General features: G+C 58.7%; 25 protein-coding genes and 1 pseudogene. 9 read left to right on the top strand and 17 right to left on the bottom strand.

What is annotated here, in order from left to right:
* Positions 1-3: 3 nt before the first annotated feature.
* Genes mreC through ABJO75_RS22080 form a run of 5 tightly spaced genes read left to right on the top strand, consistent with a single transcriptional unit; the run spans position 4 to position 5,463 of the window.
* On the top strand, positions 4-906 hold the full coding sequence (mreC, locus tag ABJO75_RS22060) for a rod shape-determining protein MreC (RefSeq protein WP_348125943.1): 903 nt from the start codon (positions 4-6) through the stop codon (positions 904-906).
* Positions 899-1,435 carry a rod shape-determining protein MreD gene (locus ABJO75_RS22065; RefSeq protein WP_348125944.1) on the top strand — a complete coding sequence of 179 codons (537 nt, stop codon included), beginning with the start codon at positions 899-901 and terminating at the stop codon, positions 1,433-1,435. Before mreC ends, ABJO75_RS22065 begins: the two co-directional genes overlap by 8 nt.
* Positions 1,435-3,378, top strand: a complete 1,944-nt coding sequence (mrdA, locus tag ABJO75_RS22070) for a penicillin-binding protein 2 (RefSeq protein ID WP_348125945.1) — start codon at positions 1,435-1,437, stop codon at positions 3,376-3,378. Before ABJO75_RS22065 ends, mrdA begins: the two co-directional genes overlap by 1 nt.
* Positions 3,375-4,526 (top strand): rod shape-determining protein RodA, encoded by a 1,152-nt coding sequence (rodA, locus tag ABJO75_RS22075; protein WP_348125946.1) that lies wholly within the window; start codon positions 3,375-3,377, stop codon positions 4,524-4,526. Before mrdA ends, rodA begins: the two co-directional genes overlap by 4 nt.
* A gap of 4 nt (positions 4,527-4,530) precedes the next feature.
* A complete protein-coding gene (locus ABJO75_RS22080; protein ID WP_348125947.1) occupies positions 4,531-5,463 on the top strand; it encodes a glyoxylate/hydroxypyruvate reductase A in 933 nt (310 codons plus the stop codon).
* A gap of 10 nt (positions 5,464-5,473) precedes the next feature.
* Here the strand turns inward: ABJO75_RS22080 and ABJO75_RS22085 are convergent, their stop codons facing one another.
* The 7 genes from ABJO75_RS22085 to ABJO75_RS22115 all read right to left on the bottom strand — a co-directional run bounded on the left by ABJO75_RS22085 (position 5,474) and on the right by ABJO75_RS22115 (position 12,957).
* Complete coding sequence (locus ABJO75_RS22085) at positions 5,474-6,274, bottom strand: TylF/MycF/NovP-related O-methyltransferase (RefSeq protein ID WP_348125949.1); 801 nt, start codon at positions 6,272-6,274, stop codon at positions 5,474-5,476.
* 82 nt (positions 6,275-6,356) lie between these two features.
* Entirely contained in the window at positions 6,357-8,369 is a 2,013-nt protein-coding gene (locus ABJO75_RS22090; protein WP_348125951.1) for a M3 family metallopeptidase, read from the bottom strand.
* An 80-nt stretch (positions 8,370-8,449) separates the two neighbouring features.
* Positions 8,450-9,508 (bottom strand): molybdopterin-synthase adenylyltransferase MoeB, encoded by a 1,059-nt coding sequence (moeB, locus tag ABJO75_RS22095; RefSeq protein ID WP_348125953.1) that lies wholly within the window; start codon positions 9,506-9,508, stop codon positions 8,450-8,452.
* Positions 9,508-9,963, bottom strand: coding sequence for a dUTP diphosphatase (dut, locus tag ABJO75_RS22100; protein WP_348125954.1), 456 nt, complete (start codon positions 9,961-9,963; stop codon positions 9,508-9,510). The genes moeB and dut overlap by 1 nt, the downstream gene beginning before the upstream one ends.
* Before the next feature lie 48 nt (positions 9,964-10,011).
* Positions 10,012-11,208, bottom strand: coding sequence for a bifunctional phosphopantothenoylcysteine decarboxylase/phosphopantothenate--cysteine ligase CoaBC (gene coaBC / locus ABJO75_RS22105; RefSeq protein WP_348125956.1), 1,197 nt, complete (start codon positions 11,206-11,208; stop codon positions 10,012-10,014).
* A 64-nt stretch (positions 11,209-11,272) separates the two neighbouring features.
* Positions 11,273-12,082 (bottom strand): ChaN family lipoprotein, encoded by an 810-nt coding sequence (locus tag ABJO75_RS22110; RefSeq protein ID WP_348125958.1) that lies wholly within the window; start codon positions 12,080-12,082, stop codon positions 11,273-11,275.
* Positions 12,079-12,957 carry an RNA polymerase factor sigma-32 gene (locus ABJO75_RS22115; RefSeq protein WP_348125960.1) on the bottom strand — a complete coding sequence of 293 codons (879 nt, stop codon included), beginning with the start codon at positions 12,955-12,957 and terminating at the stop codon, positions 12,079-12,081. Before ABJO75_RS22115 ends, ABJO75_RS22110 begins: the two co-directional genes overlap by 4 nt.
* A 102-nt stretch (positions 12,958-13,059) precedes the next feature.
* On the opposite strand from ABJO75_RS22115, the gene cobU reads away from it, so the two are divergent.
* Genes cobU through ABJO75_RS22130 form a run of 3 tightly spaced genes read left to right on the top strand, consistent with a single transcriptional unit; the run spans position 13,060 to position 14,907 of the window.
* A complete protein-coding gene (gene cobU / locus ABJO75_RS22120; protein WP_348125962.1) occupies positions 13,060-13,581 on the top strand; it encodes a bifunctional adenosylcobinamide kinase/adenosylcobinamide-phosphate guanylyltransferase in 522 nt (173 codons plus the stop codon).
* The gene (locus tag ABJO75_RS22125) at positions 13,578-14,156 is read left to right on the top strand and encodes a histidine phosphatase family protein (protein ID WP_348125964.1); all 579 of its coding nucleotides are present in this window, start codon (positions 13,578-13,580) and stop codon (positions 14,154-14,156) included. Before cobU ends, ABJO75_RS22125 begins: the two co-directional genes overlap by 4 nt.
* Before the next feature lie 58 nt (positions 14,157-14,214).
* On the top strand, positions 14,215-14,907 hold the full coding sequence (locus ABJO75_RS22130) for a glutathione S-transferase (RefSeq protein WP_348125966.1): 693 nt from the start codon (positions 14,215-14,217) through the stop codon (positions 14,905-14,907).
* A 129-nt stretch (positions 14,908-15,036) separates the two neighbouring features.
* Here the strand turns inward: ABJO75_RS22130 and rplP are convergent, their stop codons facing one another.
* From rplP to rplB, 5 genes are read right to left on the bottom strand one after another with little or no spacing between them, the layout of a single operon-like run.
* A complete protein-coding gene (gene rplP, locus ABJO75_RS22135; RefSeq protein ID WP_348125968.1) occupies positions 15,037-15,450 on the bottom strand; it encodes a 50S ribosomal protein L16 in 414 nt (137 codons plus the stop codon).
* A 12-nt stretch (positions 15,451-15,462) separates the two neighbouring features.
* Positions 15,463-16,170 carry a 30S ribosomal protein S3 gene (gene rpsC / locus ABJO75_RS22140; protein WP_348125970.1) on the bottom strand — a complete coding sequence of 236 codons (708 nt, stop codon included), beginning with the start codon at positions 16,168-16,170 and terminating at the stop codon, positions 15,463-15,465.
* Complete coding sequence (rplV, locus tag ABJO75_RS22145) at positions 16,170-16,550, bottom strand: 50S ribosomal protein L22 (protein WP_316777566.1); 381 nt, start codon at positions 16,548-16,550, stop codon at positions 16,170-16,172. The genes rpsC and rplV overlap by 1 nt, the downstream gene beginning before the upstream one ends.
* Before the next feature lie 3 nt (positions 16,551-16,553).
* Positions 16,554-16,832, bottom strand: coding sequence for a 30S ribosomal protein S19 (rpsS, locus tag ABJO75_RS22150; RefSeq protein WP_348125973.1), 279 nt, complete (start codon positions 16,830-16,832; stop codon positions 16,554-16,556).
* Positions 16,833-16,835: 3 nt separating this feature from the next.
* Positions 16,836-17,678 carry a 50S ribosomal protein L2 gene (gene rplB, locus ABJO75_RS22155; protein WP_348125975.1) on the bottom strand — a complete coding sequence of 281 codons (843 nt, stop codon included), beginning with the start codon at positions 17,676-17,678 and terminating at the stop codon, positions 16,836-16,838.
* Between the two features lie 396 nt (positions 17,679-18,074).
* Between rplB and ABJO75_RS22160 the strand changes: the two genes are divergently transcribed.
* Complete coding sequence (locus tag ABJO75_RS22160; protein WP_348125977.1) at positions 18,075-18,428, top strand: phasin family protein; 354 nt, start codon at positions 18,075-18,077, stop codon at positions 18,426-18,428.
* A gap of 363 nt (positions 18,429-18,791) precedes the next feature.
* Here ABJO75_RS22160 and ABJO75_RS22165 read toward each other — a convergent pair whose 3' ends face one another.
* The 5 genes and pseudogenes from ABJO75_RS22165 to tuf all read right to left on the bottom strand — a co-directional run.
* The gene (locus tag ABJO75_RS22165; protein ID WP_348125979.1) at positions 18,792-19,088 is read right to left on the bottom strand and encodes a 50S ribosomal protein L23; all 297 of its coding nucleotides are present in this window, start codon (positions 19,086-19,088) and stop codon (positions 18,792-18,794) included.
* Positions 19,085-19,702 carry a 50S ribosomal protein L4 gene (rplD, locus tag ABJO75_RS22170; protein ID WP_348125980.1) on the bottom strand — a complete coding sequence of 206 codons (618 nt, stop codon included), beginning with the start codon at positions 19,700-19,702 and terminating at the stop codon, positions 19,085-19,087. The genes ABJO75_RS22165 and rplD overlap by 4 nt, the downstream gene beginning before the upstream one ends.
* Positions 19,699-20,424, bottom strand: a complete 726-nt coding sequence (gene rplC / locus ABJO75_RS22175) for a 50S ribosomal protein L3 (protein WP_348125982.1) — start codon at positions 20,422-20,424, stop codon at positions 19,699-19,701. The genes rplD and rplC overlap by 4 nt, the downstream gene beginning before the upstream one ends.
* Positions 20,425-20,440: 16 nt before the next feature.
* Entirely contained in the window at positions 20,441-20,755 is a 315-nt protein-coding gene (gene rpsJ / locus ABJO75_RS22180; RefSeq protein ID WP_008756422.1) for a 30S ribosomal protein S10, read from the bottom strand.
* A 158-nt stretch (positions 20,756-20,913) separates the two neighbouring features.
* Positions 20,914-21,163 (bottom strand): annotated as a pseudogene (tuf, locus tag ABJO75_RS22185) (elongation factor Tu); the annotation flags it as partial.

Raw genomic sequence — 21,163 nt, forward strand, 5'->3', positions numbered from 1 at the left:
CCATTGGCCAAGGACCGTTCACAACGCGATGACTATGCCACCCCGCTTCGCCGCTTGCTGTTGGGGGTTTTGTGCCTGTGCCTGCTAGCAATCTTTCTGATCTGGCGCATCGACAGCCCCCGCGTTGAACGATTTCGGGCGCAGGTCACAGACAAGGTGGTGCCCAACATGAACTGGGCGATGGTGCCCGTCACCGGCACAATCAATCTCATTCGTGATTTTCAGAGCTATCAGCGGCTGGCCGAACAGAACCGTGATCTGCGTGATGAACTGCGCCAGATGCAGGCCTGGAAAGAGGCGGCGTTGCAGCTAGAGCAGGAAAATGCTCGCCTTCTCGATCTCAGCAACGTGCGCCTGGACCCGCGCCTGACCTATATCACAGGTGTGGTGATGGCGGATTCAGGCTCTCCGTTCCGGCAATCGGTATTGCTGAATGTCGGCGCACGCGACGGCATCATCGACGGCTGGGCGGCGATGGATGGCATCGGATTGGTCGGACGCATTTCCGGCACTGGCGAGACCACATCGCGGGTGATCCTCTTGACCGACGCGGCGAGTTCGGTGCCTGCGACGATCCAGCCTTCAGGTCAGGGAGCATTGGTTGCAGGTGACAATTCGGCGGCACCGATCCTGGACTTTCTTGAAAACACCGATCTGGTCCGTCCCGGCGACCGGGTGGTCAGTTCCGGCGATGGAGGCGTATTCCCCGCGGGCCTGCTGATCGGTCAGGTCGCCGCCGATCCATCTGGCCGGTTGCGCGTAAGGCTTTCTGCGGATTACGAACGGCTCGAGTTCCTGCGCGTATTGCGACACCACGGCACCGAAACCATTTCGGATCCCGGCGACATCGTAGCGCCGCTTGAAGTTCGCAACACTGCGCAATCCGGAGAAACCCCGGATGAATAACATTTCGCTGTCCCATACCTGGGCGATGCGCCTTTGGTTTCTGGCGCTCGCTGCGGTGATCATCTTCTTTCACCTGATCCCGCTCGAAACCACACCGCGCCGCTGGGCACCGCCTGACCTGTTGATTGCGTTCACACTCGCTTGGGTGCTGCGTCGCCCTGATTATGTTCCCGCGCTCAGCATCGCGGCCGTCATGCTGATGGCCGACCTGCTATTCCAGCGGCCACCGGGATTGATGGCGGTGCTGGTGGTTCTGGGCTGCGAATTCCTGAAGAACCGCGCGAACAGTCATGGTGAAACCAGCTTTGTTGTCGAATGGTTCAACGTGTGCGTCGTGATCGCTGCGATTACGATTCTCGATCGGCTGATTCTGACGGTGACGTTAGTGGACAGGGCGCCGCTGTCCCTGCATCTTATCCAGATGGTGCTGACAATGGCCGTATACCCACTTGTTGCGCTTGTAACGCAGACCATATTGGGGGTGCGCAAGCTTTCTCCCGGCAATTCTGATGCGTTAGGATCACGCTGATGCGACGAAATCCCAGAGAACTCGACTCCACCCACCGCAAGATGAGCCGCCGAACGCTGGTTCTAGGTGGCGCACAACTGGCCCTGATCGGCGCATTGGGCATGCGAATGCGGTATATGCAGGTCGATCAGGCAGATCAGTTCCGCCTGCTTGCCGAGGAAAACCGCGTTAACATTCGCCTGATTCCACCGGCGCGCGGTGAGCTTTTTGATCGCAATGGCGAACGGTTGGCACATAACTCGCCGAGCTATCGCATCATCATCGTGCCAGAGGATGCCGGCAACGTCGAAAAAGTCATCGCCGATCTTTCGCGCCTCGTTGAACTGGATGAAGAGGATTTGAACCGCGCCCTCACCGAAATGCGCCGCAGCCCGCCGTTTCTGCCGATCACCCTCGCCGATCAGGTCACTTGGGACGACATCAGCAAAATCGCGGTCAATGCCCCTGCCCTGCCCGGCATTACCCCCGAGGTTGGATTGACCCGCGTTTATCCCCGACAGGCGGATTTGGCGCATGTGATTGGCTATGTGGGACCCGTCAGCGACTATGATCTCAAACAGATCGATGACCCCGAACCGGTTTTGCGCATCCCGCGATTCCAGATCGGCAAAGTCGGGCTGGAAGCCAAACGGGAAGACGTGCTGCGGGGCAAGGCCGGTGCCAAGCGGGTCGAAGTCAACGCCACTGGCCGGGTGATGCGCGAGCTGGACCGACGAGAAGGCCAATCCGGCGCAGATCTGCAACTGACGGTCGATGCCGACCTACAAGGCTATGTGCAGGCCCGTCTGGGCAACGAGAGCGCAGCAGCTGTCGTAATCGATTGTCAAACCGGCGATCTGAGCGCGATCTGTTCCTCTCCCAGCTTTGATCCGAACCTCTTTGTACGGGGCATCTCGGTTGCGGATTATCGCGGCCTCACCGACGATCCCTATCGCCCGCTGGCCAACAAGACTGTGCAGGGCACCTATCCGCCGGGTTCGACCTTCAAGATGATCACGGCCATGGCCGCGCTGGAAGAAGGATTGGTAAGCCCGGGTGAAACCGTCTGGTGCCCCGGACATCTTGAGGTTTCGGGTCGTCGCTTTCACTGCTGGAAACGCGGCGGGCATGGTCATGTGGACCTGAACACCTCGCTCATGCGAAGCTGCGATGTCTATTATTACGATGTTGCGATCAAGGTTGGAATCGACAAGATTTCCGCCATGGCCAAACGCTTTGGGCTGGGCGTGCGTCACGACATTCCGATGTCTGCGGTTGCCGAGGGCCTTGCTCCCAACCGAGCTTGGAAAGAGCGCGTTCACAACGACGCCTGGCGCATCGGTGATACCGCGAACTCGTCCATTGGTCAGGGCTTCATGCTGGCCTCACCCCTTCAACTTGCGGTCATGTCGGCACGGCTCGCGACAGGACGCGAAGTAACACCGCGTCTGGTCAAGAAGATCAACGGGATCGAACAGCCCAGCGGTGCCGGTGAATCGCTGGGTATGAACGAGAATAACCTGCGTCAGGTGCGACGGGGCATGTACGACGTCAGCAACAACCGACGCGGCACGGCCTATCGCAGTCGCATCATCGCCGATGAATTCCGTATGGCTGGCAAGACCGGCACAAGCCAGGTCCGCAACATCACCAAGGCGGAACGTGCCGCTGGGGTCATCCACAACCGCGATCTTCCGTGGGAACGTCGGGACCATGCGCTGTTTGTCTGTTTTGCACCCTATGACAATCCCAGGTACGCGGTTTCGGTGATTGTCGAGCACGGCGGCGGCGGTTCGACTGCAGCGGCGCCCATTGCACGCGATGTCATGTTGCAAGCGCTTTATGGCGATACACCGCCGCTGTCCGCCTATCCGGCAGGCGACCGCAACAAGATCAAGGCACAGCAGGAACGGCTGCACCGCGAATACCCCGGTGTCGCCGCCCCGGTGAGTGACCGCGCATGAGCTATCTTGAGCATAACGTCAAATCGACACCCACCGGCCCGCGCAAGATGCTGCATATGAACTGGCCTCTGACGCTTTTGCTGATCAGTGTCGCGAGCGTCGGGTTCCTCATGCTCTATTCGGTCGCTGGTGGATCGTTTCAGCCATGGGCCGAACCGCAGATCAAGCGCTTCGCACTTGGTTTTGCACTGATGGTTATCGTCGCCATGGTGCCAATCTGGTTCTGGCGCAACATGTCCGTGCTGGCCTATCTGGTGGGGATCGTGTTGCTGGTTCTGGTGGCAACCATCGGCGAAGAGGGCAAGGGCGCCCAACGCTGGATCAACCTCGGTTTCATGCGCTTGCAACCCTCGGAGCTGATGAAGATCTCGCTGGTGATGGTGCTTGCTGCCTATTACGACTGGCTACCCGCACGACGCACATCGCATCCCTTCTGGGTGTTTGTACCCGTCGCCCTCATCCTGTTCCCGACGGCGCTGGTACTGAAGCAACCCGATCTTGGCACTTCGATCCTGCTGCTGACCGCCGGTGGCGGGTTGATGTTTCTCGCCGGGGTCCACTGGGCCTATTTCGCGGCGGTGATTGCTGCCGGTGTCGGGCTGGTGACAGCGGTGTTTGAAAGCCGGGGCACCGAATGGCAGTTGCTCAAGAACTATCAATACCGGCGCATCGACACGTTTCTTGATCCGTCAAGCGATCCATTGGGGGCGGGCTATCACATTACCCAATCCAAGATCGCCCTTGGGTCTGGCGGCTGGACCGGGCGCGGTTTTATGCAAGGCACGCAATCGCGCCTGAATTTTCTGCCCGAAAAGCACACGGATTTCATCTTTACGACTCTGGCCGAAGAATTCGGATTCGTCGGCGGGTTCTCCTTGCTCGGACTCTACGCACTGATCATCATTTTCTGCGTCTATACAGCCCTGGCCACGCGCGATCGTTTCTCGTCTCTTGTGACACTCGGGATCGGTCTCAACTTCTTCCTGTTCTTTGCGGTGAATATGTCGATGGTCATGGGGCTGGCCCCGGTGGTCGGCGTTCCGCTTCCTATGGTCAGCTATGGTGGGTCGGCGATGCTGGTTCTCATGGTCGCCTTCGGGCTTGTTCACAGCGCCCACATCCATCGCCCACGCCAACAACGACGGTGACACATTGACCATCAATATCCTCTTTGCCGCAAAATCCGAACGCTGGGATAGCTATCGCGAGCCGTTGACCACGGCGCTCGACAAGACCGGCCTCGACTATGACTTGCGTCCGGACTTTCCGCCAGAACAGGTGGACTACATCGTCTATGCCCCGAACAGTTCAGTGCAGGATTTCCGCCCCTACACCAATCTCAAGGCGGTTCTGAACCTTTGGGCCGGGGTCGAGAATGTCGTTCACAACAAAACCCTGTCGGTGCCGCTGGCGCGGATGGTGGATCATGGCCTCACGCAAGGCATGGTCGAATGGGTAACGGGCCACGCCCTGCGCCAGCACCTTGGCATGGACACCCATATCAACGGCCAGGACGGGAAGTGGCGCACACAGGTGCCGCCTCTTGCGAAGGATCGTCCCATAACCATCCTTGGGATGGGAGCGCTTGGTCAGGCCTGTGCTGCCGCACTGACAACTCTCGGCTTTCCCGTCACGGGGTGGAGTCGGAGCGCTAGGACAGTGCCACAGGTAACCACCCTTCACGGCCCTGACGGGTTAAAGACGGCGCTTGAGACCGCTCAAATTCTGATACTGCTTTTGCCGGACACGCCTGCAACGACCGACATCCTGAACGCCGACACGCTTGCGCAGCTACCGCGCGGGGCAGTAGTAATCAATCCGGGGCGCGGTCCGTTGATCGACGATGCCGCGCTTTTGGCCGCACTTGATAGCGGTCAGGTGGGGCATGCCACCTTGGACGTGTTCAGAACCGAACCTTTGCCAAAAGATCACCCGTATTGGGCCCACCCAAAGGTCACGGTAACACCTCACATTGCCTCCGCCACCCGCGAAGGCACCGCGAGCGAAGTGATTGCCGAGAACATCCGCCGCGGCGAAGCCGGCGAGCCGTTCCTTCACCTTGTGGACCGCTCGCTCGGCTACTGAGCAACCGAGATCAGGACTTCTGCCACCAGACGCCGGTGTGGTCGATCTTGTGAATTTCGTCGGTGATCCCATGTTCATCGCGGTAATCATGGATCGCTTCGCGGCAGGCCTTGATTCCACCATAGTCGTCGACAATGATAAATCCGCCCGGCGCCAGCTTGGGATACAGGGCCGAAATCGCCTGAATGGTGGATTCGTACATGTCCCCGTCCAAACGGATCAGCGCAAACTGCGGCACATCCAGCTTATGCAGGGTGTCTTTGAACCAACCAACCACAAACTCTACCCGATCGTCGAGCAAATCATAGGCATCAAATGTCTTCTTCACGGCCTCAACCCCGACGGCAAGACGTCCGCGTGTGTGATAGCGGCTGCCCTTGTCGGCCGGGAACTCGTCCTCGTTGGGCGGTGGCAATCCTTCAAAGCTGTCGGCGAGGTACACCTTGCGGTCTTCGATCCCGCGAAACTTCAGCACGCCGCGCACCATTGCGGATGCGCCGCCCCGCCAGACACCGGTTTCGATGAAATCACCCGGTACATCCTCAGCAATCACCCGGTCCGCCAGATGCGCCACATTCTGCAATCGCTTGATCCCGGCCATGCTGTGCCCGACCACTGGCCAATCGCGACCCTGAAACCGCTTTTTCTTGTCAAACGGGATCTTGTTACCGCGCCGAATGATCGTCCGATCCCCACCATAGATCATGTCGGTGAGGCAATTTGCCATCAAATCCACATACATATCAAAGCCGGGGTCAGAGACCGACACTTTCTGCAGCTCCGCCGCAGGGGTTGCTTCGGGTTGATCCATCACTTGTATTCCCACTCTACTGCCACGCGGTCGCACTCACATACCGCAAGATGGCTTAACTCTTCAACAATTTGCATGGCATTTATGCGGCCAGCCCACGCCCTTTCAGCAATGCCTCGACCCCCGGTAAACGCCCGCGAAACGCCGTGTACAGAACATCCGGCTCCTGCGACCCACCGGCAGAGAGGATATGCTGTTCAAGCGCCTGCGCACGTTCGGGATCAAAGGCGCCTCCGGCCTCCTCAAACGCTGCGAACGCATCCGCATCCATCACCTCGGACCACATGTAACTGTAATAGCCGCTGGAATAACCGTCGCCCGCAAACACATGCGCAAAATGCGGTGTCGCATGGCGCATTCCGATCGCGTGGGGCATGCCGAGACCGTCCAGCACTTCGGCCTGCCGTGCCATCGGATCACCCGGCGCGTCACCTTCGTGAAAGGCCAGATCGACCAGTGCGGACGCCACGTATTCCACGGTCTGGAACCCCATATCGAATGTCGCGGCCTCCAGCACCCGGTTCAGCATTTCCGTCGGCATTGGCTCGCCGGTTTCTGCGTGGGTTGCGAATTCGCGCAGCACGTCCGGTACTTCGAGCCAGTGTTCATAGAGCTGGCTGGGCAGTTCCACAAAATCACGTGCGACCGATGTGCCCGAAATGCTCTCATAGGTCACATTCGACAACATCTGGTGCAGAGCATGGCCAAATTCGTGAAATAGCGTGCGCGCATCATCATAGGACAGCAACGCCGGTTCACCCTTGGCAAAGTTGCAGACATTGATGACAATCGGAGCTTGTTTATCCGGGAATTTGGCCTGTGACCGCATCGCCGAGCACCAAGCCCCTGACCGCTTTGATCCGCGTGCAAAGTAATCGCCGATGAACAACGCGACATGCTCTCCGTCGCGCGTGACCTCCCACGCCCGGCAATCCGGATGGTAAAGCGGCACATCGACAGCACGGAATTCCAACCCGAACAGACGGTTCGCACAGGAAAACGCCGCTTCAATCATCCGATCCAACTGCAGGTAGGGTTTCAACGCGGCTTCATCCAGATCATGCTCTGCCTTGCGCCGCTTTTCCGCATAGTATCGCCAGTCCCACGGCTCAAGCGATGCGTTTACACCGTCGTCATGCATCATCTGGCTCAACACCTCGGCATCCGCATCCGCGCGCGCCTTGGCCGGTCCCCAGACCGCCATCAACAAGTCACGCACCTTGTCCGGCGATTTCGCCATTTCGGTTTCCAGCTTGTAGTCGGCAAAGCTCTCATACCCCAGCAATTCGGCCCGTTCCTGCCGAAGCGTCAGGATCTCTGCCGCAATCGCGCGATTGTCCGTCTTGCCACCGTTTGCCCCCCGCGCCGTCCACGCGGCATAGGCCTTTTCGCGCAAGTCGCGACGAGGTGAAAACTGCAGAAATGGCACGATGATCGAGCGTGACAACGTCACAACCGGCCCCGCGACACCCTTTTCCTGACCTGCCGCCTGTGCAGCATCCACCGCAAATTTTGGCAGGCCCTCCAGATCCGCGTCGGTCAACTCCATGTACCAATCACGCTCATCCGCCAGCAGATTCTGGGTGAACTCGGTACCGAGGGTCGCCAGCCGTGACTTGATCTCCTTCATCCGGGCTTCCTCTGTCCCTTCCAGAGCAGCACCGGCGCGCACAAGCCCCCGATGGGTGAGCATCAGGACCCGCGCCTGTTCGTCCGTCAGACCCAGGCCATCCTTTCGCGCCCACAGATCAGCGACCCGCCGAAACAGCGCCTTATTCGAGGATATGTCGGAGAAATGCGCCGCCAGCTTGGGAGAAAACTCTCGCTGCAACGCTTCACGATCCGGATTGCTGTCGGCTCCGGAGACTGTGAAAAACACCGACAGAACCTTGTCCAGCGCCTCGCCCGCGGCCTCCAGCGCTTCGACCGTATTGGCAAAGCTTGCCGGGCCAGGATTGCTTGCAATCGCTGCGGTCTCGGCCTTGTGCGCCGCCAGCGCCGTTTCCAGCGCGGGGGCAAAATCCGCATCAGAGATTGCGTCAAATGGAGCAAGCTCAAACGGCGTGGTCCAGTCACTTAGGATCGGGTTGGTCATGGCAATCTCCTTTTGCCGCGCAAGCTATGAGGCCCATGCGCCCGGGTCCAGTGGGTGGTTCCAGATTTCTTCAATCAGGCTCAGTTCGCCTGCCCCTTGCCGTGGCAAATCGGACAATCGGCACGCTGTCGCAGGCGAATGGTCCGGGTTTCGCTGTATAGCGCATCATAGATCAGCATCTGCCCGCGCAGCGGTGCGCCCGCATCGGTTACGATCTTGATGGTCTCAACCGCCATCATGGCACCGATCACACCGGGCAGCGGGCCGATGACCCCGGCCTCGGCGCAGGACGGCGCAAGACCGGGCGCGGGAGCCTCTGGGAAAATGCATTCATAGCAGGGTCCTGAATGTGCTGGATCGAAAACACTGAGCTGACCTTCCCATTGCGACAGTGCACCGGAAATCAGTGGCTTGCCTGTGGCAACTGCGGTGGCATTTGCGAGATAGCGGGTTTCGAAATTGTCGGTGCCATCAAGGATGAGATCATAGTCCGCAAACAACTCCGCTGCGATGTTCTGCGTCAGACGCCGGTGATAGGGCCGTACGAGCACGGACGGGTTCTGCGCCACCATCGCCTGTTGCGCCGAGAACACCTTGGGCATGCCGATATCTGCGTCACGGTGAATGACCTGCCGCTGAAGGTTGGCGTTTTCAACGATGTCATCGTCAATCACCCCGATTGTTCCGATCCCAGCCGCCGCCAGATACTGCAGCGCAGGCGCACCCAAACCACCGGCCCCGATCACCAGAACCCGCGCCTGTTTCATGCGCTTCTGCCCCGGGCCGCCGATCTCACGCAGTACAATGTGTCGTGCGTAACGATTCAATTCGGTCTCGGTGAACGCGCCTGTCTTTTGGGGTTCTGCTTGCGGCGGCTCTGCATCTTGGGCCCGCTTGCGCAGCGCTGACAATCCACGTCGATAGATTACGATCATCGCGGCAAACCCGGCCAGAAACAGCCAGAGCGACGGCGTTTCGCCCGTGGCCATCCGCACGGGATGCCCGTCTGGAAGGATCAGGTGCACCAGCAGGACGATCCCGAAGAGCGCAACCAAAAGGGTCAAACGCGCCTGTCGCGACACCCCAATCAGCGCCCCCACGCCCCAGATCAGCGCGGCAATTGCCAGAACAAGCAACATCAGCCCTGTCCGGTCGACCCAAAGCCGCCCGCCCCGCGCGCGGTGTGACCCAAACCCTCGGCAACTTCAAACCGGGCCTGCACCACCGGGGCGACAACCATCTGGGCAATTCGGTCGCCGTGCGAAATCACAAACGGCGCGTCGCCCGCATTCATGACGATCACGCCCAATGGCCCGCGATAGTCGCTGTCGATCGTGCCCGGCGCATTTGGCAGTGTGATGCCATGTTTCAGGGCAAGCCCGGAACGGGGCCGGATCTGTGCTTCAAAACCATCGGGTATTTCGATGCGCAGCCCAGTGGATACCAGCATCCGGGCACCGGGAGTAATCGTCACCGAACCGCGATCCGCGAAATTGGCGCGAAGATCGGCGCCCGCCGCCCCGGACGTCTCATAGGACGGCAAGGCCACATCCATGTCAGCGCCGTCATCGTATGTCACCAGAATTGAAACCATTTCATTTCACCGCTTGTGTCTGCTCGCCTCTTGTAAGAAGCGGAAAATCTAAGATGCCAGCGCCGCTGCGATACGTTGGGCGAGCTGCTGCGCGACCGCGTCCTTGCCCATCCGAGGCCAGGTTTCGGCGCCATCACTGCTGATCAGAACGACCGCGTTCTCGCTTCCGCCCATGATGCCTGTTTCGGGGCTGACATCGTTTGCCACGATCCAGTCACATCCCTTGCGCGCACGCTTTGCGGTCGCGTTTTCCAGAACATCGTTGGTTTCGGCGGCAAATCCCACCACCAGTTCGGGTCGCCCTGTTGTCATTTGCGACACGGTGGCCAGAATATCCGGGTTCTCTGCGAATTCGAGAACGGGCAAGCCATCTCGGCTTTTCTTCAGCTTGCGATCACTGGCCTGTGCCATCCGCCAATCCGCGACCGCCGCCGCAAAAACACCCGCGTCAACCGGCAGAGCGGAGTGCACCGCCTCGGCCATTTGCAACGCCGTTTCAACGCGCACCACCTGCACACCCTCTGGTGGCGGCACGTCGGCAGGGCCGGTAACAAACACGACCTCGCCCCCCATCCCCGCAAGGGCCCGCGCCACTGCGGCTCCCTGTGCCCCAGAGGACCGGTTCGCGATATAGCGCACCGGGTCGATGGGTTCATGCGTGGGGCCAGAGGTCACCAAAATCCGCTTCCCCTTTAACGGCCCATCTGCAAGCGCCGTTTCGATCGCGGCGATGATCTCCATCGGTTCGGCCATGCGTCCCGGTCCGAATTCGCCGCAAGCCATGCTGCCCTCATTCGGGCCAACACAGCGGATACCATCCGCCAAAAGCTGTGCATGGTTGCGCCGAGTCGCTGCATGTTCCCACATGCGCACGTTCATCGCAGGTGCAATCAGAACCGGCGTATCCGTCGCCAAGAGCAACGTTGATGCCAGATCATTGGCAAGCCCCGCCGCCATTTTGCCCATCAGATCCGCCGTTGCGGGCGCGACGACAATCAGATCGGCACTGCGTGAAAGCTGGATGTGGCCCATCTCGGCCTCATCCCCGAGATCGAACAGATCCCGGTAGAGTTTTTGCCCCGCGAGACCGGAAACCGCCAAAGGAGTTACAAATTCCTCGCCCGCACGGGTCAGGACCGGCGTCACACTTGCACCACGATCCTGTAGCCGTCTAATCAGTTCCAGCGACTTATAGGCCGCGATCCCGCCACCGATGATCAGCAAAATGCGTTTTGACGCTAACATGCCGTGCCCCCTGGTTCAGATCGCCCCGACCATAGGCGGGCGGCGGGTGATCTTCCAGAGCATTTCAGCCTTCGGTCTTGAAAGCGTTACACGGGTCTTCGCGCGCAGGAGGATCACTGTCGAGGACCGCATCGTACTCTCCGGCAATCTCGCCACCTTCGGATTGGCCGAGGGCAAATACTGTCAGATCGGGTTGCACCCGATCCAGGTAGACCGGGATGCCCCAATCACGCCGGGCGTGGCCGTTGCCCGTGATCACAGCAACGGGCCCTCCGGTTTCAGCGAGCGCAGCAACGACCTCGCGCGCGAGCACCGCGTCACGCAACCGTTGGATGTCGACCATGGCCTGCATCCGATCCTTTGGCACCGCCTCGCAATGCGCCGCGTATTGCAACGCTTCGCGGGCCTTCTCTTCGTCCTCCGGCAATGGCTTGGTCAGCCCATAGCGTTCAGCATCTGCACCAAATACCGTCGCTGGTCCGCTCTGAATAGTTGCAAGCGCCGCTTCCCGAGGCACCTCACCACCAAAGATGCGCGCGTCTGGGGCCGCGGCGAAGACCTGATGGTACATTGAAAACGCAGGCCATCCGGAATGCGACCAATCCAGAGCGGCCTTAAGCCGATCCGGCGCGTGAATCATTTCAGAAGATATGCGGCCAGCTTCCTCTCGGGTCAGCATTTCCCAAACGACCGCCTTGGGTTGCAACGCCTTCAGGACTTCATGCTGGTTCAGATGATGGGCAGGGTTGTCATGAACCTCGCCAACAATCACCACGTCCACACCGCGCATCTGCGACAGAAGGTCTTCGGTCAAGTCGGTCGCCCAAACCGGGGCGGCCAACACCATCAGGAACAGAATGTGAAAGAACCTCATGCGAGGAAGTTTTGCACCTCGTCCGACCGGGTTTCAAGGCTTTTGCGCATCTTCTGAAATGCCGCAGCTTCGAGTTGGCGAATGCGTTCCTTGGACAGGCCCAGCTCTTGTCCGAGATTGTCCAATGTGCGCGGTGTCTCTCGCAATTTGCGTTCGCGCACGATGAAGCGTTCGCGTTCCGGCAAATCCTGCATCGCAAGCAACAACCATTCACGCAGTTGTTCACGGTCATGCGATTCCTCGACAACGTCCGCCGCCTGAGCACCTTCATCCTCGAGCGCATCAATCCATTCACGACCCTCGTCTTCGACGGATTGCGTCGCGTTCAACGAGAAATCTGACCCGGCAAGGCGACCGTCCATCATTTCGACATCCCGCAAAGGAACACCGATTTCCGTAGATATCAGATGATGCAGTTGATGGCGGTCCAACCTGTCGCCTTGCGTGGCGGCCTCGCGTTCAAGCTGGGCCTGAACCCGGCGCATGTTGAAAAAGAGCGACTTCTGACTGCTGGTCGACCCGGTCCTGACCATCGACCAGTTCCGCATCACATAATCCTGAATCGAGGCCTTGATCCACCAGACGGCATAGGTCGAAAACCGAACACCCCGATCCGGGTCGAACTTGTCCGCCGCTTTCATGAGGCCCAGCCCGGCTTCTTGGATCAGATCTTTCATCGGCGCACCGTAACGGCGAAACTTGGCGGCCATCGAAATCGCCAGCCGCATGTAAGCGGTGATCAGGCGATGAAGCGCCGCCTCGTCACGCTCATCCCGCCAGGCATATGCAAGCTTCAGTTCGGTTTCCGCATCCAGCATTTCAGCTTTCATGGCGGTCCGCGAAAGAGACATGTCGTTCTGTGTATCCAGTGCCATCTCTATCCCCTGTCTGTTGCCCGATCCTCGGCGGGTTGTTTTGCGTTTTCATGATAGTTACGCAGGGTAGAGGCGTTTGGATCAATCACGGGTAACATGTACGTGCATTCAAGACACACTTTCGTTCTGGGCGGGGCGGCGTCCGGCAAATCGGCTTTTGCCGAGGCACTCGCCGAAAAATCAGGCAAACCAATGGTGTATCTGGCCACGGCACAGGCGTTTGACGCTGAAATGCGCGCCAAGATCGACCAGCACATCACCCGCCGTGGAGAAGGCTGGGCAACGATCGAGGCACCACTCGAGATCGTTCGCCCGCTTGAAACGCTGTCGTCTGAACACGTCTGTTTGCTCGATTGCGCGACAATGTGGCTCAGCAACCTGATGCTGGCCGAAAGGGATATCACCGTCGCGCAGGCCGCGTTGATTGATGCTATTCGGACCTGCGCTGCCGATCTTGTCATCGTATCAAACGAAGTCGGTCAGGGAATTGTGCCCGAAAACGCATTGGCCCGACAGTTTCGCGAGGCGCAGGGGCGGCTCAACATAGCGCTTGCAAGGGAATGTGGCACCGTTGTGCAAGTCATTGCGGGTCTGCCACGGGTTCTGAAAGGGAGTTTGGCATGACAACATTTCATTGGGTCCGACATGGCCCCACCCATGAACGCGCCTTTGTCGGCTGGCGCGATGTGCCGGCGGATTTGTCGGATACCGCGCAGATTGCTCGCCTCAACAGCTTTCTCCCCAGCGATGCTATTGTGGTTTCCTCTGATCTGATCCGGGCGTCCGCGACTGCCGATGCACTTGGCAAAGGGCGCACTCGTCTGGCAGACCTGCATGACCTGCGCGAGTTTCATTTTGGAGACTGGGATGGCCGACACTTTTCCGAAGTCTCTGAAACACATCCACAGCTCAGCCGTGACTATTGGGAAAATCCAGGAGACCCAGTGCCGCCGGGTGGTGAAAGCTGGAACATGGCGGCGCAGCGTATTCGCCCCGCGGTCGATACGTTGATCGAACAACACACCGGGCAGCACATCATCGTGGTCGCCCATATCGGCGTCATCATGACCCAGATCGAACGCGCCTCAGGTAAGACTGCGCGAGAGGTTATCGGCAACAAGATCGACAACCTGTCGGTCACGGAATTGCACCTGTCCGACACAGAGTGGCAGATCAGGCGCATCAATCATCTTCCGTGATGAACGCAGCCACAAATCGACATTTTACCGCCTGACGCGCCCCATCTAATCTCGGGCCATGACCTATGATCTCTTTATCGGCGACCGGATGTTCTCCAGCTGGTCGTTGCGCGGTTGGTTGGTGTTCGAGAAATTCAACATCCCCTGCCAAACCCACATGGTCGGCCTCTATGCCGGCACCATGGCCGCAGACATGGCCGACATCGCCCCTGCCCGCTTGGTTCCTGCAGTCCGAACGCCAGATGGGGTCGTTGTCAGCGAAAGCCTCGCCATCGCGGAAACGCTGGCAGAGAGCCATCCCGAGGCGAGCCTCTGGCCGACCGACGCTGCCAATCGCGCGACTGCGCGGTGGCTATGTGCCGAAATGGCCAGCGGCTTTGGCGCCCTGCGGACAGATTGCCCAATGCAACTGCTGCACTGTTTTAACGGTTTCGCACCATCAGACGCCGTAATGAAAGACGTGGCACGTGTGGAAACCTTGTGGGACCATGCACGTCAGATATCAGGTAACAAATCGGGCTGGCTCTTTGGTGACTACTCGCTGGCAGACGTGTTCTATACGCCCGTGGCGGCACGCATCATTGGCTACGGGTTACCTGTATCGGACCACGCCCGCACCTACTGCCTGACGCTTCTGGCAGACACCGCCGTCAGGTCCTGGCGCGATGCCGCGCACAAAGTCACCTATGACCCAATGCCTTACATGCTCGACTTGCCAACCGAGCCTTGGCCGGATTTCCCTACGCCCTAAACAGTCGGTACGGCTGGGCCACGCTTTGCAGATCGTCCCGCAGCGGTTCACCCCGTCTCCACAACAACAAAGGCCCCCACCGATCAGCGGTGGGGGCCTTGTCAATTCTTAGGTTGGTGGGTTTGAACCCTACCAGTCCTCGCGAACCACAATCCGTGTCTTGATCGGCAGCTTCATCGCGGCAAGGCGGAGCGCCTCACGCGCAACGTCTTCGTTGACGCCATCAAGCTCGAACATCACACGGCCGGGTTTTACCTTGGCCGCCCAAAAGTCGACAGAGCCTTTACCTTTACCCATCCGAACTTCGGTGGGTTTGGAAGTGACCGGGGTGTCCGGGAAAATCCGGATCCAGACACGGCCCTGACGTTTCATGTGACGCGTCATGGCACGACGTGCAGCTTCGATCTGACGGGCGGTTACGCGCTCGGGCTGAAGAGCCTTGAGGCCATAGGTGCCAAAGTTCAGATCGCTTCCGCCTTTTGCCAGACCGTTGATCCGGCCTTTGTGCATCTTGCGGAATTTTGTACGTTTTGGTTGAAGCATAGTCGTATCTCCTTAGCGGCGGCCACCGGCACCACGGGGTGCGGGACCATCCTGGAGTTCCTGAGCTTTACGGTCACGTGCAGCGGGATCGTGTTCCATGATCTCACCTTTGAAGATCCAGGTCTTGATCCCGATGATCCCATAGGCAGTCTTGGCCTCTACATGTGCGTAATCGATATCGGCACGCAGCGTGTGCAGCGGCACACGACCTTCGCGATACCATTCAGTCCGCGCGATTTCAGCACCACCCAGACGACCCGCGAGGTTCACCCGGATACCCAGGGCGCCCATACGCATCGCGTTCTGAACCGCGCGCTTCATGGCGCGGCGGAAAGAAACCCGGCGCTCCAGCTGCTGTGCGATGGACTCACCGACCAGAGCAGCGTCAAGTTCCGGCTTGCGGACTTCGACGATGTTCAGGTGCAGTTCGCTGTCGGTCATGTTGGCGATTTTCTTGCGCAGACCTTCGATGTCTGCACCTTTCTTGCCAATGATGACGCCGGGGCGTGCTGTGTGGATCGTGACGCGGCACTTCTTGTGCGGACGCTCGATGATCACACGGCTGATGCCGGCCTGCTTGCACTCTTCTTTGATGAACTCGCGGATTTTCAGGTCTTCGAGCAGAAGATCACCGTAGTCCTTGGTGTCAGCGTACCAGCGGCTGTCCCAGGTGCGGTTCACCTGCAGGCGCATGCCAATCGGATTGACTTTGTTACCCATTAGGCTTGCTCCTCAACTTGGCGCACTTTGATGGTCAGTTCCGAGAACGGCTTCATGATTTTGCCGAAACGTCCACGGGCCCGGGGGCGTCCGCGCTTCAGCGTCATGTTCTTGCCCACATAGGCCTCGGCGACGATCAGTTCATCGACGTCTAGGTTGTGGTTGTTCTCGGCGTTGGCAATCGCGGACTGAAGGCATTTCTTCACGTCCTCGGCGATCCGCTTGTTGCTGAAAGTCAGATCGGTCAATGCACGATCAACTTTCTTGCCACGGATCATGCCTGCGACCAGGTTCAGTTTCTGCGGGCTGGTACGGAGCATGCGCAGTTTTGCCATTGCTTCGTTGTCTGCCACGCGGCGGGGGTTCTTTTCCTTGCCCATGACTTACTTCCGCTTCGCTTTCTTGTCGGCGGCATGACCGTAATAGGTACGAGTCGGGGAATATTCACCGAACTTCTGACCGATCATGTCTTCGCTGACGTTGACTGGGATATGTTTCTTGCCGTTGTAGACGCCAAACGTCAGACCCACGAACTGGGGCAGGATCGTCGAGCGGCGCGACCAGATTTTGATGACTTCGTTGCGACCGCTATCGCGGGCCGCTTCGGCCTTTTTCAACACATATGCGTCGACAAAAGGACCTTTCCAAACAGAGCGAGACATCTATTAGCGTCCCTTCTTCTTGGCGTGCCGCGAGCGGATGATCAGCTTGCTGGACGCTTTGTTCTTGTTGCGGGTTTTTGCACCCTTTGTCGGCTTGCCCCATGGCGTTACCGGGTGACGACCACCGGATGTCCGGCCTTCACCACCACCATGCGGGTGATCGATCGGGTTCATGACAACACCACGCACAGAGGGGCGGATGCCCTTGTGACGCATACGGCCAGCTTTACCAAAGTTCTGGTTGCTGTTGTCGGGGTTCGACACGGCACCGACTGTGGCCATGCATTCCTGACGGATCAGGCGCAGTTCACCGCTGCTCAGACGTACCTGAGCATAGCCGCCATCACGACCGACGAACTGGGCATAGGTGCCAGCCGCGCGCGCGATCTGACCGCCTTTGCCAGGCTTCATCTCGATGTTGTGCACGATTGTACCGATCGGCATGCCTGAGAACGGCATCGCGTTGCCCGGCTTGATATCGGCTTTTGCGGACGCGATCACCTGATCACCAACCGCCAGACGCTGCGGCGCCAGAATATAGGCGCGCTCACCATCGGCATAGTTGACTAGGGCGATAAAGGCGGTCCGGTTCGGGTCATATTCGATCCGTTCGACGGTGGCCGCCACGTCCAGTTTATTGCGTTTGAAATCTACGATACGATAAAGGCGTTTTGCCCCACCGCCCGTACGACGCATTGTAATCCGCCCGGTGTTGTTCCGGCCGCCCGACTTGGTCAAACCCTGTGTGAGGGATTTGACCGGACGTCCTTTGTACAGCTCCGAACGGTCGATCAGCACCAGCCCACGCTGGCCCGGCGTCGTCGGCTTATACGACTTGAGTGCCATGCTTTCTGTCTTCCGTTTAGCAGTGCAGCGAGTTTACCCGCCGCTATGTTTGAGGCCCCCGTAGGTGCCAGTGGTGTAAGGCCCCGAAGGTCCTCGATTGCATTGCCTGATGGCAAAATAACGCCCGCCCCGGACGAATCCGGGGCGGCGCGGATGGTGTCTGTTATTAGAGAGCCGCACGGGGGTCAAGCGCTTCGTCACCAAAGGACGTCTTCTGTCTGTCGCGAAGGCGCTTAACACGCCCCGACTCACCAAGAATACAGCTGCCTTTTTGAGGGAACATTGGCGAAAATTGATGATCGCACGATCCAGATCAAGGTCTCACCCCCATCCAGCATGCTAGGAAACCACTGTATTTGGCGCAATACGACGCGCCCAGCATAAAGGACAAGCATCATGCCCAGAACGAAATCAAAGGATCAGAAAGCGGACACAGGCGCGATTGACATGACTCAGGTCATGATGGGGGCCAATCCCAAAGTCATGGAAGCCTGGGTGGAACTGTTGAACGACAGCGCCCGCTTTGTCACGGATCGGTTGCAAAAAGATCAGGAAACTCAGCAAGCCCTGCTTAACTGCAAAACGCCCGCGGATATCATGCAGGTTCAATCCGAGTTCTTTAAGGACGCCGTTGAACAATATACCGCCCAAACGACTCGCATATGCGAAAAGATTTCAGAGGTGGCAGGAACGACTCTCAAGGAAACCACGGCTGGCCTCGCTCGCAGCTACGACGACGTTCCGCTGTAAAGCTATCGGGACCAAAGCAACCAAGCAAACAGATGCCTGCGGCGTGTCGACAGAGCCGCTGGCCTTGTATCTTCGTCTATTGTGAAGTTGCCCGCTGTGATCGGCCTTGACCGAAAGTCTCACGGTTTTCACCGCTGAGACGTAAGGACCTCGCGGTTCTCCCGTTGGTATTCTCTGTGCGACCGGGCTCGTGATCCACGCGCTTTCACCCGATACGGTCGATAGCCCTGAAACAAGAGGTTACGAAACCTCTGGTCGCTACATTCAAACCGGGAAATGTGCACCATCCCGCACGACGATACCAAAAAAAAGAAAAAGGCCCCCGCCTTCGCAGGGGCCTTTCATCAATGCTTTCCGATCAGATCAGAGTCCGGTGGACACGTCGATCGTGTTGCCCTCTTCGAGGGTCACATAGGCTTTTTTAACGTCTTTCCGCTTGCCCAACTGGCCGCGGAAACGCTTGGATTTACCTTTGGTGATGGTGGTGTTGACCGCCTTCACCTTGACGCCGAACAGGGATTCAACGGCTTCTTTGATCTGCGGTTTGTTGCTGTCCATCGCTACTTCGAACACCACTGCGCCATTTTCGGACGCCATGGTGGCCTTTTCGGTGATGACCGGCTTGCGGATCACATCGTAATGTTCTGCCTTCGCGCTCATTTCAGACGAGCCTCCAGTGCCTCTACACCCGCCTTTGTGATCACCAGAGTGTCACGCTTGAGGATGTCGTAAACGTTTGCGCCCATCGACGGCAGGATATCCAGCCCTTCGATATTGCGCGCGGCTTTGGCAAACCCTTCGTTGACGGCAGAGCCATCAATGATCAGCGCCCGTTTCCAGCCAAGGTCCTTGACCATCTTGGCGAGCACAGAGGTTTTGCCTTCTGCGGCGGCCTCATCAATGATCACCAGCTCACCCGCTGCCATTTTGGCAGACAGCGCGTGACGAAGACCCAGCTTGCGGAACTTCTTGGTCAATTCGTGACCATGGCTACGGACAACCGGGCCTTTGTAGACGCCACCACCACGGAAGATCGGTGCAGACCGTGCACCGTGACGTGCGCCGCCGGTACCCTTCTGACGATAGATCTTCTTGGTCGAATAGCTCACTTCGGACCGTGTCTTGACCTTGTGAGTACCGGCCTGCGCATTGTTGCGCTGCCAGCGAACCACACGGTGCAGAATGTCCGCACGCGGCTCCAGTCCGAACAGTGCGGCATCCAGCTCGATGTCGCCGGCCTTGCCGCCGTCGAGTTTGATCACATCAAGTTTCATGCTTCACCACCTTCCGCAGGCGCTTCTTCTGCGGGTGCTTCGGTTGCGGCTGTCTTCAGACCGGCCGGGAACGGCACGCCATCAGGCAGCTTCTTTTTCACGGCGTCCTTGACTGTTACCCAGCCACCTTTGGAGCCAGGAACGGCACCCTTGATGAACACCAGGCCACGATCGGCGTCAGTCTTGACGACCATGAGGTTCTGAGTGGTCACGCGGGCAGCGCCCATGTGGCCGGCCATCTTCTTGCCTTTGAACACCTTGCCGGGGTCCTGACACTGGCCAGTCGAGCCGTGCGAACGGTGGCTGATCGACACACCGTGAGTAGCGCGCAGACCACCAAAGTTGTGACGCTTCATCGCACCGGCAAAACCTTTACCGATCGAAGTGCCGCTGACGTCCACTTTCTGACCTTCCAGAAAATGCTCGGCAGAGATTTCTTCGCCGACGCCAATCAGGTTGTCCTCAGACACACGGAACTCGGCGACCTTACGCTTGGGTTCCACTTTTGCCGCAGCAAAGTGCCCACGCATCGCTTGGCTTGTGCGTTTGACCTTGGCCGAACCGGCACCCAGCTGAACAGCCGAATAGCCGTCCTTGTCGTTGGTGCGTTGCGCCACGACCTGCAGACCGTCCAATTGCAAAACGGTCACAGGGATCTGCTTGCCGTCTTCCATGAACAGCCGGGTCATGCCGACTTTCTTTGCGATAATACCAGAGCGCATATTCATTACCCTCCGATTACGATTGCAGTTTGATCTCGACGTCCACACCAGCGGCGAGGTCGAGCTTCATCAGCGCGTCCACGGTCTGGGGGGTCGGATCAACGATATCCAGCAGACGCTTGTGCGTGCGGATTTCGAACTGGTCACGGGATTTCTTGTCGACGTGAGGTCCACGCAGAACGGTGAACTTCTCGATCTTGTTGGGCAGCGGGATCGGGCCACGTACGTTGGCGCCCGTCCGCTTGGCTGTGTTCACGATTTCCTGCGTGCTGGCATCCAGGACACGGTAATCGAAAGCTTTCAGCCGAATGCGAATGTTTTGGCTTTGCATTTCGTCAGCCTTTCAAGGCTTTGGAGTTGATAGGACGACCAATAGCTCATTCCACCGGCCCTCTTCGAACCCGAAGGGCGGGAAAGAATCCCGCCCATAGGTCAAATCTTCTGTCTGATCCGGGGCGCATATCCTGCCCCGAACCAATCCTCAAGTGCTTAGTCGAGGATTTTGGATACGACGCCGGCGCCGACGGTGCGGCCGCCTTCGCGGATGGCGAAGCGGAGGCCTTGTTCCATGGCGATCGGGGCGATCAGTTCGACGCCGAACGACACGTTGTCGCCAGGCATGACCATCTCGGTGCCTTCTGCCAGTTCAACCGTGCCGGTCACATCCGTGGTCCGGAAGTAGAACTGCGGACGGTAGTTGGCGAAGAACGGCGTGTGACGGCCACCTTCATCCTTGGTC

Origin of the sequence: Sedimentitalea sp., from assembly GCF_039973035.1 — a bacterium.
Taxonomy (GTDB): Bacteria; Pseudomonadota; Alphaproteobacteria; order Rhodobacterales; family Rhodobacteraceae; genus Sedimentitalea.

Excerpts from the sequence above, each read along its gene's own strand:
- ABJO75_RS22065 (WP_348125944.1), top strand. The coding sequence starts at position 899 with ATGAATAACATTTCGCTGTCCCATACCTGGGCGATGCGCCTTTGGTTT.
- mrdA (WP_348125945.1), top strand. The coding sequence starts at position 1,435 with ATGCGACGAAATCCCAGAGAACTCGACTCCACCCACCGCAAGATGAGC.
- rodA (WP_348125946.1), top strand. The coding sequence starts at position 3,375 with ATGAGCTATCTTGAGCATAACGTCAAATCGACACCCACCGGCCCGCGC.
- ABJO75_RS22085 (WP_348125949.1), bottom strand. The coding sequence starts at position 6,274 with ATGGATCAACCCGAAGCAACCCCTGCGGCGGAGCTGCAGAAAGTGTCG.
- ABJO75_RS22090 (WP_348125951.1), bottom strand. The coding sequence starts at position 8,369 with ATGACCAACCCGATCCTAAGTGACTGGACCACGCCGTTTGAGCTTGCT.
- moeB (WP_348125953.1), bottom strand. The coding sequence starts at position 9,508 with ATGTTGCTTGTTCTGGCAATTGCCGCGCTGATCTGGGGCGTGGGGGCG.
- dut (WP_348125954.1), bottom strand. The coding sequence starts at position 9,963 with ATGGTTTCAATTCTGGTGACATACGATGACGGCGCTGACATGGATGTG.
- coaBC (WP_348125956.1), bottom strand. The coding sequence starts at position 11,208 with ATGTTAGCGTCAAAACGCATTTTGCTGATCATCGGTGGCGGGATCGCG.
- ABJO75_RS22110 (WP_348125958.1), bottom strand. The coding sequence starts at position 12,082 with ATGAGGTTCTTTCACATTCTGTTCCTGATGGTGTTGGCCGCCCCGGTT.
- ABJO75_RS22115 (WP_348125960.1), bottom strand. The coding sequence starts at position 12,957 with ATGGCACTGGATACACAGAACGACATGTCTCTTTCGCGGACCGCCATG.
- ABJO75_RS22125 (WP_348125964.1), top strand. The coding sequence starts at position 13,578 with ATGACAACATTTCATTGGGTCCGACATGGCCCCACCCATGAACGCGCC.
- ABJO75_RS22130 (WP_348125966.1), top strand. The coding sequence starts at position 14,215 with ATGACCTATGATCTCTTTATCGGCGACCGGATGTTCTCCAGCTGGTCG.
- rplP (WP_348125968.1), bottom strand. The coding sequence starts at position 15,450 with ATGCTTCAACCAAAACGTACAAAATTCCGCAAGATGCACAAAGGCCGG.
- rpsC (WP_348125970.1), bottom strand. The coding sequence starts at position 16,170 with ATGGGTAACAAAGTCAATCCGATTGGCATGCGCCTGCAGGTGAACCGC.
- rplV (WP_316777566.1), bottom strand. The coding sequence starts at position 16,550 with ATGGGCAAGGAAAAGAACCCCCGCCGCGTGGCAGACAACGAAGCAATG.
- rpsS (WP_348125973.1), bottom strand. The coding sequence starts at position 16,832 with ATGTCTCGCTCTGTTTGGAAAGGTCCTTTTGTCGACGCATATGTGTTG.
- rplB (WP_348125975.1), bottom strand. The coding sequence starts at position 17,678 with ATGGCACTCAAGTCGTATAAGCCGACGACGCCGGGCCAGCGTGGGCTG.
- ABJO75_RS22160 (WP_348125977.1), top strand. The coding sequence starts at position 18,075 with ATGCCCAGAACGAAATCAAAGGATCAGAAAGCGGACACAGGCGCGATT.
- ABJO75_RS22165 (WP_348125979.1), bottom strand. The coding sequence starts at position 19,088 with ATGAGCGCGAAGGCAGAACATTACGATGTGATCCGCAAGCCGGTCATC.
- rplD (WP_348125980.1), bottom strand. The coding sequence starts at position 19,702 with ATGAAACTTGATGTGATCAAACTCGACGGCGGCAAGGCCGGCGACATC.
- rplC (WP_348125982.1), bottom strand. The coding sequence starts at position 20,424 with ATGCGCTCTGGTATTATCGCAAAGAAAGTCGGCATGACCCGGCTGTTC.
- rpsJ (WP_008756422.1), bottom strand. The coding sequence starts at position 20,755 with ATGCAAAGCCAAAACATTCGCATTCGGCTGAAAGCTTTCGATTACCGT.